This window comes from Halomonas sp. AOP12-B1-6 (genome assembly GCF_052379225.1).
Taxonomy (GTDB): domain Bacteria; phylum Pseudomonadota; class Gammaproteobacteria; order Pseudomonadales; family Halomonadaceae; genus Vreelandella; species Vreelandella casei.
In genome coordinates, this window is the sequence record NZ_JBQSYK010000001.1 from 858,909 (window position 1) to 875,807 (window position 16,899).

The 16,899-nt window shown below is 55.4% G+C and carries 13 protein-coding genes; 8 read left to right on the plus strand and 5 right to left on the minus strand.

The genetic code is table 11. The annotated features are described in order from the left end of the window. Positions 1-17 precede the first annotated feature (17 nt). The 8 genes from ACT3TR_RS03835 to ACT3TR_RS03870 are packed head-to-tail and all read left to right on the plus strand — an operon-like array spanning position 18 to position 6,577. The gene (locus ACT3TR_RS03835) at positions 18-1,073 is read left to right on the plus strand and encodes an aminotransferase class I/II-fold pyridoxal phosphate-dependent enzyme (protein WP_087107913.1); all 1,056 of its coding nucleotides are present in this window, start codon (positions 18-20) and stop codon (positions 1,071-1,073) included. Positions 1,074-1,076: 3 nt separating this feature from the next. Then, entirely contained in the window at positions 1,077-2,291 is a 1,215-nt protein-coding gene (gene moeB, locus ACT3TR_RS03840) for a molybdopterin-synthase adenylyltransferase MoeB (RefSeq protein ID WP_087107911.1), read from the plus strand. Between the two features lie 9 nt (positions 2,292-2,300). After that, complete coding sequence (locus tag ACT3TR_RS03845) at positions 2,301-2,726, plus strand: Mov34/MPN/PAD-1 family protein (protein ID WP_087107909.1); 426 nt, start codon at positions 2,301-2,303, stop codon at positions 2,724-2,726. Between the two features lie 16 nt (positions 2,727-2,742). Then, the gene (locus ACT3TR_RS03850; RefSeq protein ID WP_087107907.1) at positions 2,743-3,051 is read left to right on the plus strand and encodes a MoaD/ThiS family protein; all 309 of its coding nucleotides are present in this window, start codon (positions 2,743-2,745) and stop codon (positions 3,049-3,051) included. Between the two features lie 12 nt (positions 3,052-3,063). Continuing rightward, positions 3,064-3,900, plus strand: a complete 837-nt coding sequence (locus tag ACT3TR_RS03855; protein ID WP_087107905.1) for a tryptophan 2,3-dioxygenase — start codon at positions 3,064-3,066, stop codon at positions 3,898-3,900. Between the two features lie 18 nt (positions 3,901-3,918). Next, positions 3,919-5,307: an FAD-dependent oxidoreductase gene (locus ACT3TR_RS03860; RefSeq protein ID WP_087107903.1), complete on the plus strand. Its 1,389-nt coding sequence runs from the start codon at positions 3,919-3,921 to the stop codon at positions 5,305-5,307. Continuing rightward, positions 5,307-6,167, plus strand: coding sequence for an alpha/beta hydrolase (locus ACT3TR_RS03865; protein WP_225733694.1), 861 nt, complete (start codon positions 5,307-5,309; stop codon positions 6,165-6,167). The genes ACT3TR_RS03860 and ACT3TR_RS03865 overlap by 1 nt, the downstream gene beginning before the upstream one ends. After that, entirely contained in the window at positions 6,167-6,577 is a 411-nt protein-coding gene (locus ACT3TR_RS03870; protein ID WP_087107899.1) for a GlcG/HbpS family heme-binding protein, read from the plus strand. Before ACT3TR_RS03865 ends, ACT3TR_RS03870 begins: the two co-directional genes overlap by 1 nt. A 141-nt stretch (positions 6,578-6,718) precedes the next feature. On the opposite strand, the gene ACT3TR_RS03875 is transcribed toward ACT3TR_RS03870, so the two are convergent. From ACT3TR_RS03875 to pilQ, 5 genes are all read right to left on the minus strand, one after another. Further along, complete coding sequence (locus tag ACT3TR_RS03875; RefSeq protein WP_444624477.1) at positions 6,719-8,137, minus strand: FAD-dependent oxidoreductase; 1,419 nt, start codon at positions 8,135-8,137, stop codon at positions 6,719-6,721. 36 nt (positions 8,138-8,173) lie between these two features. Further along, positions 8,174-12,616 (minus strand): glutamate synthase large subunit, encoded by a 4,443-nt coding sequence (gltB, locus tag ACT3TR_RS03880; RefSeq protein WP_444624476.1) that lies wholly within the window; start codon positions 12,614-12,616, stop codon positions 8,174-8,176. Positions 12,617-13,110: 494 nt separating this feature from the next. After that, the gene (gene aroB, locus ACT3TR_RS03885) at positions 13,111-14,217 is read right to left on the minus strand and encodes a 3-dehydroquinate synthase (RefSeq protein WP_444624475.1); all 1,107 of its coding nucleotides are present in this window, start codon (positions 14,215-14,217) and stop codon (positions 13,111-13,113) included. Continuing rightward, on the minus strand, positions 14,214-14,792 hold the full coding sequence (gene aroK, locus ACT3TR_RS03890) for a shikimate kinase AroK (protein WP_444624474.1): 579 nt from the start codon (positions 14,790-14,792) through the stop codon (positions 14,214-14,216). The genes aroB and aroK overlap by 4 nt, the downstream gene beginning before the upstream one ends. Next, positions 14,792-16,786: a type IV pilus secretin PilQ gene (gene pilQ, locus ACT3TR_RS03895; protein WP_193062781.1), complete on the minus strand. Its 1,995-nt coding sequence runs from the start codon at positions 16,784-16,786 to the stop codon at positions 14,792-14,794. The genes aroK and pilQ overlap by 1 nt, the downstream gene beginning before the upstream one ends. Positions 16,787-16,899: the final 113 nt, after the last annotated feature.

The window sequence follows — 16,899 nt, forward strand, 5'->3', positions numbered from 1 at the left end:
AAAAGGAACATAACATAATGCAGTCACCATACTGCCGCCAGGAGTCAAGCGGAAACTTCATGCGGGCAAGTCAAGCGCCGATTTCCCTCAACTTGAATGAATCGCCCTACGGCGTGCCAACAGCAGCACTAGAGGCTGCACGGAATGCAGTGAGGATATCTTCACGCTATCAATTCGAACTGGTCGAACAGCTACGTCAAGACCTGGCCGACCGACACCAAATTCCCAATGAATGGATATCGCTTTATCCAGGCTCGAACCGTGCTCTGCACTACGCGACACTGGCCTTCACAAATGCTCAAAAACCACTAGTGGTAGGGGCGCCTGGTTTTCCAGTGTGTGAGCAAGCTGCACGGCTGCATGAACGGCCAGTGTGCCAGATACCCTTACTAGCAGACGGGGAACATAATGTGTCAGCGATGCTTGAGGCTGGTGCAGGAGGATTGATCTATGTGGCCAACCCCAACAACCCCACCGGCAGCGTAACGCCCCATGATGCGCTCCTTCGACTGATTCACGGCGCCGCCAACCTGACCCAACAGGCCGTGGTGCTAGTAGATGAAGCCTATGTGGAATTCAGTGACGAGCCCTCGATGATCGCTGCACTACGAGAACATCCAAACTTGGTTGTTACACGCACCTTCTCGAAAATCTACGGACTGGCAGGTCTGCGCATTGGGTATGCAGTGGCGCAACCAGAGCTGCTTAATCGCATCCATACACAACCGGCTCATGACGTACCGGCACCGGCGGCAGCCGCTGCCCTTGCGTGTCTAGCTGACGAAGCCGAATGCACACGGCGTAAGCATGCCACTAAGAAGGAACGCCAAGCTTTCACAGATTGGCTAGGCGGCTATGGCTTGCGCCACAGCAACTCCCACAGCAACTGCCTATTGATCGACTGTCAACGGCCCGTCGCCACGATAATTGAGGAGCTCGCGCAACTGGGTGTGAAAGTCGGCAGAAGTTGGCCGGGACTTGATAAGTGGGTACGTATCACCCTTGGTACCACCGACGAAATGCACATCCTACGCCAAGCCTTGGCGCAAGTTTTGAACCTCGAACGGAGCTGACCTATGACCACTAGGAATCAACATGATGACGCATCGGTATTACCTCGAGACCTAGCACCTCTGGTTAGTAATCAAGGAGCCAAACTAATCCCTGAGGAGTTATCACGCTACAGTCGTCACATCTTAATTCCCGAATTAGGTTTGACTGGGCAGCAACGCCTAAAAAACGCCCGAGTTCTAGTGATTGGCGCCGGAGGATTAGGTTCTCCTACTCTGCTCTACCTAGCCGCAGCAGGTATTGGCACACTGGGCATCGTTGACTTTGACCTAGTCGAAGCCTCAAACCTGCAACGTCAAGTGATCCACAACATGAATACTTTGGGTCAGCCCAAGACAAAAAGCGCTAGCCTCGCCATCAAGGCACTAAACCCCAATGTAAAGGTGCAACTGCATGAGCTTCGCTTGGATAACAGCAATGCCCTTGAACTGTTCGACCAATACGACCTGATCATCGATGGGGCCGATAACTTCGCCACTCGTTATCTGGTTAACGACGCTTGCGTGATGGCCAATAAACCTTATGTGTGGGGCTCAATCTACCGATTTGAAGGGCAGGTCAGCGTATTTTGGGAAAATGCTCCGAATGGTGGGCTGAACTACAGAGACCTCTATCCTGAGCCACCCCCGCCACAATTCGCTCCGTCCTGCTCAGAAGGCGGCGTGCTCGGCGTTCTTTGCGCCGCTGTGGCTTCAGCGATGAGCACAGAAGCCATTAAGCTGATCACCGGTATCGGTGAGACATTGCTTGGCACACTGATGGTCTACGACGCACTACGCATGCGTCACCGTTATCTGCCGTTGCAGCGCGACCCTCAGCGTATACCTATAACCTCACTCCAGGACTATCCACAGTTCTGCGGTATAGGCCAGCCAACTAATGCACAGACCGAAGTACCAAGCATCAGCGCCACTGAGTTGCATACACTGCTGGTTAAAGAGCCCACAGTGACACTGCTGGATGTTCGCGAACAGAACGAGTGGGACATCGTCCATATTGAGGGCGCACATTTGCTGCCCAAGGCGTACGTACTAACTAGCCTTGGCCAAGGTGTCATGGCCGAAAAAGACGCACCTTACGTGGTGTACTGCAAGGCCGGCACCCGCTCCAGAGAAGTAGTCCAGGCGATGCTCACTGCCGGTTTCAGTAACGTGCGCAATTTGCAGGGTGGCGTATTGGCATGGGTACACGATGTCAATCCGACTCTAGCAAGTTACTAAGGTGCGATCATGCTGAATTTATCCACTTCAATGCGTGATGCCCTCTTCCGCCAAGCTCATGAGCAACACCCGATTGAATGCTGCGGCATCATCACCAGCTTGGCAGGAGAGCCCAGACCTCACCGACTGATACCTATGCACAATGCCGCTCAATCTAAAGACTTTTTCATCTTCGAGCCACGAGAACAACTACTAGTGTGGCGGGAAATGGACGTACGTAGTGAGTTTCCACTGGTGATCTATCACTCCCATACTGCCTCAAAACCCTATCCCAGTTCCACAGATGTAGATTATGCCGCTGCCTTTCCCGACGCCTACCACTTAATCATTAGCACCGTTAAACACTTCTGCCCAGCGATGCGCTGCTACTACATCAAGCATGGTCGGATACTGGAACAAGAGCTGACTTTCGAGCAACCCCCACTATTTTATTGATAAATAAGGAATCTAAATGCCTGTCACTATTCATATACCCACTATTATGCGCTCCTTAACCAATGGAGCTGCCACTGTTGATGCCCAAGGTAGTAACTTGGCTGACGTCATTGATGACCTGGAGCGAGATTGGCCAGGAGTGAAGCAACGACTGGTAAAGGATGATGCTCTGGTGAAATTTATAAACCTTTACGTCAACGATCAGGACGTGCGCTTTCACAGCGGCCTACAGACACCAATTAACGAGGGTGATGAGGTTATTATTCTCCCTGCCGTGGCCGGTGGTCAGATCAACTATATCTGCAAACCACTGACAAAGGCCTGAGGAGATACTACGATGCCATGCCCATTATCCGGCAGAAAGCGTGTGACGTCGGCCACCGCCCCGAACGAAATGCGCTATGACGATTATCTACATCTCAAGCAGATTTTAGACAGCCAAGTTCCACGCTCCGAGATCCCTGACGAATTGTTGTTTATCATCCAGCATCAGACAGCTGAACTGTGGATGAAGTTGATGCTGTATGAGTTGACCCAGGCGATTCAGCATTTGGGCAGTGATAACCTACCCGCCGCGCTGAAGGCCATCGCGCGAGTACAGCGGATCATGGATCACTTGAATCACGCCTGGAGCGTGCTGGCGACCCTAACCCCTAGCGATTTTCTTGCTATGCGCCCGTCGCTGGGCAGCGCCTCAGGGCATCAGTCCGTGCAGTTTCGTGAGATAGAGTTCCTGCTTGGCAACAAATCCTCAGCACACTTAGCAGACCACACTCAGGACGAACTGGCCCTGCATGCACTGCAAAAGCGTTTAATGGCGCCATCACTGTATGATGAAGTGGTGCGCCTAATGGCTGCACGCGGCATGGATATTGACCAGTCTCGGCTGCAATTTGAGCATAGTGAGCCAACTAGTCACTCTCCTTCAGTGGAAGCAGCTTGGTTGCAAGTGTATCGCCAGCCCGAGGAACACCGAGAGCTATACACCCTAGGCGAGCAACTAGTGGAATTAGAAGACAGCGTTAAGCACTGGCGCTTTCGCCACCTCTGCACGGTAGAACGAATCATCGGCCATCGCCAGGGAACCGGCGGCACCAGCGGAGTTAGCTACCTTCGCTCCACTCTCAACACAGTTCTATTCCCCGAACTCTGGCAGTTGCGCACCCACCTCTGAACCCAGGAGCCTATCACGATGGCGCGACATTCAACTCACCTCCCTCAAGAGCGCACTGCGCTGATCGTAGGAGCGGGGCTTGCTGGCCCTCTACTGGCCTGTTTGCTACAGCGCCAAGGCTGGCAAGTGACTCTTCTGGAAAAACGCGGTGACCCACGTAAAAGCTTGGCCAACACGGGTAAATCAATCAACCTAGCTCTGGCTGAACGTGGCCTACAGGCTCTGCGGCTAATTGGGCTAGAGGCATCTGTGCTAGCAGAAGCAGTGGCTATGCGCGGTCGGCGCGTGCATTCGCTGGGGAACCCCGCCAGCTACCAACCCTACAGCCCCCGTTCTGAAGACGTCCTATGGTCTATCCAGCGTGGCCGCTTTAATCAACAACTGCTTGCTGCCGCTGAAGCTGCCGGCGTACGCCTGCGTTTTGACACTCCGCTCGAACAAGTTGACTGGGCGGCACAATGTGCGCTAGCTGGAGGTGAACATCTTTCCTTCGACCTGCTGGTGGGTGCTGATGGTGCAGACTCAGCCGTGCGTCGAGCCATGGCACTCGTTACCTCGCTGGGAGAACACCGAGAGTGGCAACCCCACGGCTATAAAGAGCTCTATATGCCATCTCGCGCCGATGGCTGTCCGCGACTTGAGGCCGACGCTCTTCACATTTGGCCGCGTGGCGGACACATGTGCATCGCCCTACCGAACATAGACGGCAGCTTTACCGCTACGCTCTTCCTGCCGCACGACAATACCGACGAAGCCTGTTTCAAGCGCCTTGCGGAGGGTAAAGTAGCGCGGAGCTGGTTCGAGCGGATATACCCAGATCTATCGGAATATTTACCCAACCTAGAACAAGATTTCGAATACAACCCCACTGGCCAGCTTGGCTCCCTCTGGTTGCGCAAATGGCAAGTCGAGGGCTGCGCAGTACTGATCGGTGATGCTGCACACCCAATGGTGCCCTTCCACGGCCAGGGTATGAACTGCGCACTGGAAGATGCCACAGCGTTGGCAAAGTATCTAACAGCACAGCCAGAGTTGAGTAGAGCTCTAAGCGCCTATGAAGAAGAACGCCAACCCAACGCCAGCGCAATCCAGGCTATGGCACTAGAAAACTATGTTGAAATGCGAGAGCGGGTCAGTAGTGCTGGCTATCAACTGGAACGGCAACTGGCACAGTGGCTGGAAGCTGAGCACCCAGAACGCTTTATGTCTCGCTACTCCATGGTGACCTTCAGCAACCTTCCTTACGCCACTGCACAGGCTCGAGGAGAGATTCAATCAGAATTGCTTCGTCTGGCCGTCAAAGGTTGCAAGAGCTTCGAAGAGATCAACCTAGCTGCTGTGAAAAGTCAGTTGCATAGGCACCTAACGCCGCTATATCCCTTAGGAGGAATGGACGGATGTATGTGATGAAGGTTTCCGACCCTCTTGGCCATCAGCTTCCACTGAACAGACGAGAACGAGCCTATTCACCGAGCTCACTGGCACCTAGTTATAAGCAAACTCTCACTCAGTATAGATCTGATAGCCAAGCAGCCATTGCGCTCCTCGGCCAGCCGCGAGTATTACGCTATGGGCCTGCGGCTAGGGAAAAGATCCTCCTATTCCAGGCCACTCGATCCCCTGGGGCAACGATCGTATATATTCACGGTGGCTACTGGCAGGAACTGAGCGCAAAAGACTCGCTGTTCTCTGCCCCAGGCTTAAACGCTCATGGCTTAGACTACGCTGCAGTAGGCTATAGTTTAGCGCCGAATGTCCCTCTCGAATATATTGTCGACCAAGTTGCTCAGGCCTTGCTTACACTACGCACTTGGTACGCAGCTCGGGGCCAAGTGCCAAAAATCATCCTCGTTGGCAGCTCCGCTGGCGCACATTTGGCAGCAATGTTGCTGTGTCGGATCTGGCCAGATTCATCACCTTTCCAAGGCGCCTTGCTAGTTAGCGGCATCTACGATCTCCAACCCCTGGTCGGCACCTATATTAACCAGCCTCTACACCTAACACCCCATCAATCCGCACAGCTAAGTCCATTACACCTACCGATTCACAATCCTGTACCTGTCGCCATAGCTTGGGGAGAGATGGAAACTACTGTTTTCAAGTACCAGAGTTTAGCATTAGCCGAACGACTGACCCACTACATGCCAGTTACAGCAGTACGCAGCTGCAGCGGTCGTAACCACTTTGACATTGTCTTCGATATTGCCATCCCGCAGACCACCCTAAATCAGTGTCTGAAAACTCTGCTTACTCCGGAGAAACTTTGATGAAAGTACGCCATTGCCTCACTGATAAAGATGTTCAATCCATAGCCAATGCCGCTCGTCATTTCGCCCAACAGCATAACTGGCCAGTGGCAATTGCCATCGTTGACGACGGTGGTCACCTATTGAATCTTCAACGCCTAGAAGACGCTGCCCCTATGACAGTGGAGATGGCCACCGCCAAGGCTCGCACGGCTGCGCTGACGCGCCGTCCAACGCAGTTTTATGAAGAGTTAATTCTTGGTCAAGGGCGGCTGTCATTTCTGGCTACGCCTATGACAGGGCTTCTTGAAGGAGGCTTGCCAATCTATGTTCGCGACAATGTGATCGGTGCCATCGCAGTATCAGGGGTTAGCTCCGCTCAAGATACCCAGGTAGCCCAGTCAGGTATTGATGCGCTGGAGCAAGCATGAAATGAACCAGCAAATATTCAGGTTACAATTCGCCAAAGCATCACGGCCCACCCCTCACGAAAAGCATAGCCACTATAAATGTATACTGTAGAGGATCTTCGGGAAGGGCGAGGGGTGCCGCAAGCACCCCATTGCTCCGAATTACACGCCGAGGTAGTCCAATATACCTTCTGCCGCCTGGCGGCCTTCATAAATAGCCGTGACCACCAGGTCAGAGCCGCGCACCATATCGCCGCCGGCAAAGATTTTTTCATTGCTGGTCTGAAAGGCAAACTGGCCGTGCTCGGGGGCTTTTACCAGGTCACGCTCGTTCAGATCAATGCGTGAGCCTTCAAACCAGGGTGCTGGGCTTGCCTGGAAACCAAACGCTACAACCACCGCATCGGCGGCAATAATTTCTTCAGAACCTGGCACCACCTCAGGGCGACGGCGGCCGTTTTCGTCAGGTTCGCCGAGGCGAGTGCGCACAACCTTCACGCCTTCGACCTTCTCTTCGCCCACCACCGCCACCGGCTGGCGGTTGAACAGGAACTCAACGCCCTCTTCGCGCGCGTTGGTTACTTCACGGCGAGAGCCGGGCATGTTCTCTTCGTCACGGCGATAAGCACAGGTAACGCTCGCAGCACCCTGTCGGATCGAGGTGCGGTTACAGTCCATGGCGGTATCGCCACCGCCGAGAACAACGACGCGCTTGCCTTCCATCGAGATGTAATCGTTTGGATCTTTTTCGAATCCCAGGCAGCGGTTGACGTTAGCGATCAGGAAATCGAGCGCTTTGTACACACCAGGCAGGTCTTCACCGGGGAAGCCGCCTTCCATGTATTTATACGTGCCCATACCCAGGAAAACCGCGTCGTACTCCTGGAGCAGCGTATCGAACTCGATATCCGTGCCGATTTCGGTATTCAGACGAAACTCGATACCCATTTCCTCGAATACCGCCCGCCGACGCTCCATCACGTTCTTTTCAAGCTTGAACTCAGGAATACCGAAGGTTAACAGGCCACCGATTTCCGGGTACTTATCAAATACCACGGGCTTGACGCCGTTGCGCGCCAGAATATCGGCGCAGCCCAAGCCTGCCGGCCCCGCGCCAATGATGGCGACCTTTTTGTCGGTCCAGGTGACGTGGGACATATCCGGACGCCAGCCCATGGCAAACGCCGTGTCGGTGATGTACTTCTCCACCGAGCCGATGGTCACCGCGCCAAAGCCGTCATTGAGCGTGCAGTCGCCTTCACACAAGCGATCTTGCGGGCACACGCGGCCACACACTTCGGGCAGCGAGTTGGTTTTGTGCGACAGCTCGGCGGCTTCAATAATGTTGCCTTCCACCACCAGTTGCAGCCAGTTGGGAATATAGTTGTGCACCGGGCACTTCCACTCGCAGTACGGGTTACCGCAGTGCAGGCAGCGATGCGCTTGGCTGGCCGCGTCGGCGGGCTTGAACGGTTCGTAAATTTCCGCGAACTCTTTGGCTCGGGCGCGGGCGTCTTTCTTGTGTGGATCCTGACGACCCACATCAACAAACTGAAAATCGTTATTTAAACGGTTAGCCATGGTCTCTCTCCTGTCAGCGTGAGGGGCATAAGCGGGTTATTGCGGCTGACGCCGAGACTGATCCAGCAAACTACCTAAGCTTGCCGCTTTTGGCTTAACCAGCCAGAAGTGGCGCGCATAGTCGCTGAAGTCTTCCAAAATAGCCGCCCCACGCACTGAACCCGTCGCGGCCACATAGGCTTCGATCATTTCACGCAGGTGACGGCGATACGCCTCCATCACCTCTGTGCTAACGCGGTGAATTTCGACCAGCTCGTGGTTGTACTTATCCACGAAGGTACGATCTTCATCCAACACATAGGCAAACCCGCCGGTCATCCCCGCACCAAAGTTCACCCCGGTTTCGCCAAGCACGCAGACCAGGCCGCCGGTCATATACTCGCAGCAGTGGTCACCCGCGCCCTCGATCACCGCCGTGGCGCCGGAGTTGCGCACCCCGAAACGCTCGCCTGCGGTACCAGCGGCAAACAACGTACCGCCGGTGGCACCGTACAAGCAGGTGTTGCCGATAATGGCAGTTTTATGGCTTTCAAACTGGCTAACTTTGGGCGGCACAATGACGATGCTGCCGCCGTTCATACCCTTGCCGACGTAATCGTTGGCGTCGCCTTCTAAATAAAGATTCAAGCCTCGCGCATTCCACACCCCGAAGCTCTGCCCCGCCACCCCGGTAAATCGGGCGGTGACGGGCGCCGCCTCCAGCCCCTCTTCGCCGTAGCGCTTAGCGATGGCGCCGGACGTTAACGCGGCCACGCTGCGGTCACAGTTGGTGATGGTGAAATCAAACTCACCGCCCGACTGGTTTTCGATAGCGTCCTTCAATGCTGCCAGCACTTCCTGATTTTTGGCACCGGGATCATGAGGCACGTTACGGCTGACCTTGCAGAATTGTGGCGCATCTTTAGGCACAAAATCATTGGCCAGCAACGGCGTTAGATCGAGCTTGCGCTGGGAAGCGGTATTGCCTTCCAGCACTTCCAATAGGTCAGTACGCCCGATCAAGTCGGTGAGCTGGCGTACGCCCAGCGCCGCCATCAGTTCGCGTACCTCTTCGGCGATAAAGCGGAAGTAGTTTTTGACCATATCCACAGTGCCGCGGAAGTGCTCGCCGCGCAGGAAATCATCCTGGGTGGCCACACCGGTGGCGCAGTTGTTGAGGTGACAAATGCGTAGGTACTTACAGCCCAGCGCCACCATCGGCGCGGTACCAAAACCAAAACTCTCAGCACCCAGAATAGCGGCTTTGACCACATCCAGGCCGGTTTTCAGGCCGCCGTCGGTCTGCAGGCGAATTTTGTCGCGCAGGCCGTTGATACGCAGCGCCTGATGCACTTCCGGCAGCCCTAGCTCCCAAGGCGAACCGGCGTGCTTGATCGAGGTCAGCGGGCTCGCCGCCGTGCCGCCATCGTAGCCAGACACGGTAATCAGATCCGCGTAGGCCTTAGCCACGCCGGTGGCGATCGTGCCGATACCCGGCTCAGAAACCAGTTTCACCGATACTTGGGCGTCAGGATTGACCTGTTTGAGGTCAAAAATCAGCTGGGCTAAATCCTCGATAGAGTAGATATCGTGGTGCGGTGGCGGTGAAATCAGCGTCACGCCGGGCACCGCGTAGCGCAGCCGGGCAATCAGTTCGTTCACTTTACCGCCGGGCAACTGGCCGCCCTCGCCGGGCTTGGCGCCCTGGGCGACTTTGATCTGCAGCACTTCTGCATTGACCAGATAATGGGGCGTCACGCCAAAACGACCGGAGGCGATTTGCTTGATCTTTGAGCTACGAACCGTGCCATAGCGCGCCGGGTCTTCGCCGCCTTCGCCAGAGTTGGAGCGCCCCCCCGCTTCGTTCATGGCCTGAGCCAACGCTTCGTGGGCTTCCGGCGAGAGTGCGCCCAGCGACATACCGGCGCTGTCAAAACGCGGCAGCAGCGCTTCAATCGGCTCTACTTCGTCCAGCGCAAGCGGCGTTTCTACAGGCTTAAGCTTGAGTAAATCGCGAATAGTGGCTACCGGGCGCTCATTCACCAACTGGGCGAATTTCTTCCACTTGGTGTAGCTGCCTTCCTGAACCGCTGCCTGCAGCGACATCACTACATCGGGGTTATAGGCGTGGTACTCGTGACCATGAACATACTTGAACATGCCGCCTTGGGAGATTCCTTTGCGCGGAATCCAGGCATCTTTAGCGACCAGCACCTGCTGCATCTGAAGCTCGGCAAAGCCGGTGCCTTGGATGCGCGACGCCATGCCGACGAAGCACATATCCATTACTTCATCTGCTAGGCCCACGGCTTCAAACAACATCGAGCCACGGTAGGAGGCCAGCGTCGAGATACCCATTTTAGACAGGATCTTGAACAGGCCTTTCTGCAGCCCTTTGCGGTAGTTCTCGCGGCCATCAGCCGGGTTGCCAGTCAGCTCGCCCGTGCGGTGCATATCCGCCATGGCCTGATAAGCGAGCCACGGATAAACCGCCGTAGCACCCACACCAAACAGCACCGCCATTTGGTGCGCATCCCGAGCGTAGCCGGTTTCTACCACGATATTGGCGTTGGGGCGCAGCGCCAAACGGCCTAAATGCGAGTGCACGGCGCCCACGGCCAGGGCGGCCTGAATGGGAATCAATCCTTTCGACAGCTCGGCGTCGGTGAGTACCAGAATGACGTTACCAGCGCGCACCTGTGCTTCGGCCTTTTCACATAGCGCCTTGAGCGCTTGATGCAGGCTCTGCTGCTCAGGATCGTAACCCAATGACAGCGTATAGCTGGCAAAAGCCGGATCATCTTGGCTGACCAGCGCAGTAAATTTACGTGGTGATAGCACCGGCGTGGTCAAAATCAACCGATGCGCATGCTCAGGCGTCGCTTTAAAGACGTTCAACTCAGCGCCACAGCAGGTTTCCAACGACATCACGATCGCTTCGCGCAGTGGGTCGATCGGCGGATTGGTCACCTGAGCAAACTTCTGGCGGAAGAAATCCGTCAACAGACGCGGGCGGCTCGACAGCACCGCCATCGGCGTATCGTCACCCATGGAGCCAACGGCTTCCTGGCCACTCTCTGCCAGCGGGCGCAGCACCTGGTCACGCTCTTCGAAGCTAACCTGGAACAACTTCTGCTGAACGTTGAGCGCATCGGCATCCATGGTTTGGAAACGCGCCAGCTCGGTCAATGCTGACTCTAAATAGTTCGCCTCCTGCTTAAGCCAACGCTTATAGGGGTAGGCAGACTTCAACCGTTCATCGATATCGGTGGTGTGCAGCACTTCGCCGGTTTGGGTATCCACGGCGAGCATTTGACCAGGGCCAACGCGGCCTTTGGCGACTACGTCTTCAGGCTTATAGCCGTAGGTGCCGATTTCCGACGCCAGGGTGATATAGCCGTTCTTGGTAATCACCCAGCGCGCCGGGCGCAGGCCGTTACGATCGAGCATACACACCGCTTGGCGGCCGTCGGTCATCACTACGCCCGCCGGACCGTCCCACGGCTCCATGTGCATGGAGTTGTATTCGTAGAAGGCACGCAGCTCGGCGTCCATGGTCTCTACGTTCTGCCAGGCGGGCGGCACCATCATGCGCACCGCGCGATGTAGCTCCATGCCACCGGTGAGCAACACTTCCAGCATGTTGTCCATACTGGAGGAGTCAGAGCCGGTGGTATTAACGATTTCATCCAGCTCAGCGATATCCGGCAGGCGCTCGTTAACAAAGTTGGCTTTACGCGAGTTCGCCCAACCGCGGTTGGCTTCAATGGTGTTGATCTCGCCATTGTGCGCCAGCAGTCGGAATGGCTGCGCCAATGGCCAGCGCGGTGCGGTATTGGTCGAGAAGCGCTGGTGGAAAACGCAGATGGCGGTTTCCAGACGCGGGTCGTTCAAGTCTTGATAGAACGCCGGCAGATCTTCCGGCATCACTAAGCCTTTATAGGAAACCACTTCTGACGACAGCGAGGCGACATAGAAGTCTTCTTCGTCACGCAGCGCCTGCTCGGTACGGCGGCGGGCCATAAACAGGTCAACATCGAAGTGCTCGCCCTGGCCTGGCTGCACAAACAGCTGGCGAATGCGCGGCAGGCAGTCCAACGCCATGGGCCCGCAAACACTCGGGTCTGTGGGCACATCGCGCCAACCAAGCACATTGAGCCCGCGCGCTTCAAGCTCGCGGGCCAGGGTGTCACGGGCATGCGCCTCACGAGCGTCATCGTCGGGTAGAAAAACGACGCCCACGGCAAAACGTTCGCCCAGCTCAGTATCAAACGCCTCTTTAGCCAGTTCCTGCATAAACGGCGTGGGCATTTTAAGTAGCAACCCACAGCCGTCGCCGGTTTTCCCGTCGGCCGCGATACCACCGCGGTGAGTCATGCAGGTCAAAGATTCAATGGCAGTTTTCAGCAAGTCGTGGCTAGCCTGGCCTTCCATATGGGCAATCAGGCCAAAACCACAGTTATCGCGAAACTCGCCAGGCTGGTGAAGACCTTTATTCATGGGCGTGCCCCTACTAGTCAGCGTATTTTTTTAGCAGCGTTCTTATGGTATAAAGGACGGTTTTGCTTTTTTATAATGTTTATAACCTGTCCAAAATGAGGGTACTTCCCACGTGCGCTGCCGCAACAAAATGGCCGATCAGCATAGCGACTGGCGGCCACTTTGCGCAATCTTTTGTCATCCATCAACCCTCAAAAACCCTTATAAAATCCTGCAGTTACATCCACACGATCATAAAAAACATATGCACTTCAACTACTTGCAAAGCAATAAAACGTTATTTAAACGGTATGTATTTTACATTAAACTTTAGTCCAAAAAGCGCCAACAACTCCATGCCGATAGCGCATAAGGCATGCGGATTTATAAAATTTGCGTTTATCGTTGGCTTGAAAGCGTACTGAGCAGGCGCAAAAAACCCGCCCCGTGAATCCGCCCAATTTATTGAACGGCTTTACGAGGCGGGTTTTAAATAAATAGCTTACTTACATCGCTTAATGACGTGGGTAGTCATCCAGCAGTGTGTGGAGTATATCAAGTGGGGTGGCATCGCTTACGCAGGCATCTCCCAGGGCGTTAAGCAGTACCAGGCGCAGGCGGGTATCGATGTTTTTCTTATCCAGCCGCATACGGGCTAAAAAGTCATCGCTGGACATATTCGCCGGGGCCGCTAACGGCAGTTCAGCGCTCTCAATCACTGCCAAGCTACGTGCCAGGGCCGCATCATCAATCCAACCTAGACGATTAGAGAGCGTCGCTGCCATCGCCATCCCGGCGCCCACCGCTTCGCCGTGTAGCCAGTTGCCGTAGCCCTGGTGGGCCTCGATGGCATGGCCAAAGGTGTGGCCCAGGTTAAGCAATGCACGTACGCCCTGCTCGGTCTCATCTTCAGCGACAATGTCAGCTTTGATTTGGCAACTGCGCGCAATGGCTTCGGCGATAATCTCCGGCACCACATCAAGCAGCGCGGTCATATTGGCTTCTAACCAACTCAAAAACGCTTCGTCGCGAATCAAGCCGTACTTAATCACCTCGGCCATACCCGCAGAGAGCTCACGGCGCGGCAGGCTCTTGAGCGTATCAATATCGACCAACACGGCTTTGGGCTGCCAGAAGGCACCGATCATGTTTTTACCCAGCGGATGATTAACGCCGGTCTTACCGCCCACGGAGGAATCCACCTGGGAAAGCAGCGTGGTCGGCACCTGGATAAAGGCCACGCCACGCTGATAAGAGGCGGCGGCGTAGCCGACCATATCGCCAATCACCCCGCCGCCCAAGGCGATCAGGGTGCAGCGGCGGTTAAAACTGGCCTCTAACAGCGCATCCCAAATGCGGCTGACCTGCTCGATGGTTTTATACTGCTCGCCATCGGGGAGCACTACCGTCCGGACATCCAAATGATCCGGTAGGCTGGCACAGAGCGTTTCCAGGTAGAGCGGCGCAATAGTCTCATTGGTCACCACCATGACCTGCTGCCCGGCCAGGTAGGGGGTCAGCATATCGGCACGGCCAACCAGGCCGGTAGCAATATGAATCGGGTAGCTGCGCTCTTCTAGGGCAACGTTAAGCGTGCGTTGCGCGCTAGCGGTCGAGGTCATGGCGATACCTTATGGTTAAACGTTCCAGCCGACGATGATGAGGGCTCGAGCGGGTCCACCAGCCGATGCACCCGGCGCAGGATTTCATTGACCACCGCCCTTGGGCTGCGGCGGTCGGTGCGCACGGCAATATCCGAGGTGGCACGATAGAGGGGATCGCGCTGGGCGAACATGTCGTTGAGCACCTGCTCGCGGTTAGCGCACTGCAGAAGCGGCCGGTTGCGATCTTTCGCTGTCCGTTTGAGCTGCTGGTCGACGGTGGTCAATAGGTAGACCACCGTGCCACGCTCGCGCAGTGCGCGGCGGTTCTCTTCGCGCAGCACCGCGCCGCCGCCGGTGGCGACCACCACCGAAGAGAGCTGGGTTAATTCATCAATCATATGAATTTCCCGTAGGCGAAAGCCCTGCTCGCCCTCGACATCAAAAATCCACGGGATATCTGCCCCGCAGCGGTCTTGAATGGCGTGGTCACTGTCGTAAAACGGGCGCGCAAGCTCGGCCGCCAATAGGCGACCAATGGTGCTTTTGCCAGCCCCCATGGGGCCAATAAGAAATAGATTAGGTAAATCCTGCATCAGCGAACCGTCAAGCCATCGTCAAGGAGTCGTGGAGTAATAAAGACTAACAACTCTACCTTTTCATTGCTCTCTTCGGTATAGCGAAACAGTCTACCCAGCAAAGGAATGTCGCCCAAGAGCGGAGTCTTGGCAATTTGGCGAAGCTCTTCTGTCGTTAAAATACCGCCTAACACCACCGTTTGGCCGTTATCTACCAATACTTGGGTTTCAATTTGATTGGTATCAATCGGCGGCTCACCGCCAAATTCTGATTCACGAAAGCTATCATTTTTGATCACCAGATCCATAATAATGCGATTATCCGGCGTGATTTGCGGGGTGACTTCCAGTGAAAGCTCGGCTTCTTTGAACTCGGTGTCCAGATTGTCATTGCCATCTACGCGCTGGAAAGCGCGTTCCTCACCCTGGCTGATCCTGGCCGTACGCTGATTGGCGGTAATAATTCTAGGCTGCGAAATAGTCTGGCTTTTACCTTCACTTTCCAGGGCGCGTAGCTCCAGATCCAACAAAATATCGCCCGACAAATAGCCAAAGCTAAAGCCGGTGCCACGCCCTGATGCCGTCCCTAAGTCAACGGCCAGGCCGCCCTGCGCCCGGTTAATGTTATTGGGATTAATATTTCGCCGCCGAAATGCGCCATCATCGCCTTGTTGAAAGCCTCGCGTACTCGACATACCCCAGTTAATACCAAGTTCACGCGACGCGGTGTCCCGCGCGATAACAATGCGCGCTTCTATTTGCACCTGACGAACGGCGACGTCCAAGCGATCAATCGTGCGGGCAATATCGCGCACCTGCGCTGCGGTATCCTGCACTAACAGCGTATTGGTTCGATGATCAACGCTCACCCGACCACGCTCAGTCAGCAGCCCGAAGCCGTCGCTTCCGCCCCCGCTTAACAGCTGAGCCAAATCGTCGGCCCGCGCATATTTAATTTCGATAAACTCGGTCACCAGTGGCAACAGCGTTTCACGCTGATGGCGAGCTTCCAGCGCCTGGCGCTCTAAGTCAGCCAGCTCATGAGCGGGCGCTACCAATATCACATTGCCCTGCTCACGGCTCGACAACCCTTGGGTTTGTAAAATCAGCGCCAGCGCCTGATCCCAAGGCACATCATTTAAATTAAGCGTCACGCGTCCGGCCACGCTATCACTGGTGACCAGATTAAGGCCGGTAAACTGGGCCAGCGTCGCTAACACTGAGCGAACCTCAACATCTTGAAAATTAAGACTCAGCAGTTCGCCGTCAAAGCTCTTCTCTTGCGTTTGAGCAGAAGGCGGCGCTTGGCTGCCCGGCTGTACATCGACCGTCAACGTGCGCCCCTTTTGCGAGGAGATCATCGCAAAAGCCCCCTTCGTTGCGATCACTAGCTGGGTACTGCGCGACTCTGATCGAGGCGTAATGCGCGTGACTGGAGTGGTAAAATCAGTGACATCGTAGATATGATTCAGTGCGTCAGGGAGGGAGACACCGGGCAGCTCAACGAGCACGGCCTGTGCGCTATTTTCAACCACGCTGGCGTCAACATCTTCACGATCAAAGGTAACAATGAGCCGACCGGCACCGTCCTGGCCGCGTCGAAAATCAATGTTTTCTATATGCGGCCCCTCGTCGGTTTCAAGCGCCGCGGCAGCTTCGCTATTAGCGCCATGAGGGTCAGCCTCAAAGCGAATACGTAGACGATCTTCCAGCACGCTCGAAGTGAAACTCTGCGCCTCGCGCAGATTAACGACCAGACGCATTCGCCCATTGCCTTCCAGGGCGGTAATCCGCTCAATGCCAGCGCGATTCACGTCAACACGCCGATGGGCGAGTCCATTTTGCGTAGCGGCCAAATCAAGCGTGACCCGAGGTGGTGCCGTTAAACGATAGCTGCGCAGCTCGGGCACGCCGCCGGAGAAATACAGATCAACGTTAATCCCTCCGCTTTGCGCAGGCAGCACGTCGATATCGGTCAACACCGACCCAGCGGCCCATGAAGGCAACGCCATCGATACGGATGCGCCTATTGCTATACATAATGAAGCCAATAGCGGAGGCAAGCGTGCGGCTATCTTCGCAAAGAATCTTCGTCGCCAAGCGGTCACTGTCATAAGCTATTATC

Bases quoted from the DNA above. Each gene is read 5' to 3' on its own strand.
- ACT3TR_RS03835 (WP_087107913.1), top strand. From the start codon at position 18: ATGCAGTCACCATACTGCCGCCAGGAGTCAAGCGGAAACTTCATGCGG.
- moeB (WP_087107911.1), top strand. From the start codon at position 1,077: ATGACCACTAGGAATCAACATGATGACGCATCGGTATTACCTCGAGAC.
- ACT3TR_RS03845 (WP_087107909.1), top strand. From the start codon at position 2,301: ATGCTGAATTTATCCACTTCAATGCGTGATGCCCTCTTCCGCCAAGCT.
- ACT3TR_RS03850 (WP_087107907.1), top strand. From the start codon at position 2,743: ATGCCTGTCACTATTCATATACCCACTATTATGCGCTCCTTAACCAAT.
- ACT3TR_RS03855 (WP_087107905.1), top strand. From the start codon at position 3,064: ATGCCATGCCCATTATCCGGCAGAAAGCGTGTGACGTCGGCCACCGCC.
- ACT3TR_RS03860 (WP_087107903.1), top strand. From the start codon at position 3,919: ATGGCGCGACATTCAACTCACCTCCCTCAAGAGCGCACTGCGCTGATC.
- ACT3TR_RS03865 (WP_225733694.1), top strand. From the start codon at position 5,307: ATGAAGGTTTCCGACCCTCTTGGCCATCAGCTTCCACTGAACAGACGA.
- ACT3TR_RS03870 (WP_087107899.1), top strand. From the start codon at position 6,167: ATGAAAGTACGCCATTGCCTCACTGATAAAGATGTTCAATCCATAGCC.
- ACT3TR_RS03875 (WP_444624477.1), bottom strand. From the start codon at position 8,137: ATGGCTAACCGTTTAAATAACGATTTTCAGTTTGTTGATGTGGGTCGT.
- gltB (WP_444624476.1), bottom strand. From the start codon at position 12,616: ATGAATAAAGGTCTTCACCAGCCTGGCGAGTTTCGCGATAACTGTGGT.
- aroB (WP_444624475.1), bottom strand. From the start codon at position 14,217: ATGACCTCGACCGCTAGCGCGCAACGCACGCTTAACGTTGCCCTAGAA.
- aroK (WP_444624474.1), bottom strand. From the start codon at position 14,792: ATGCAGGATTTACCTAATCTATTTCTTATTGGCCCCATGGGGGCTGGC.
- pilQ (WP_193062781.1), bottom strand. From the start codon at position 16,786: ATGGCGTTGCCTTCATGGGCCGCTGGGTCGGTGTTGACCGATATCGAC.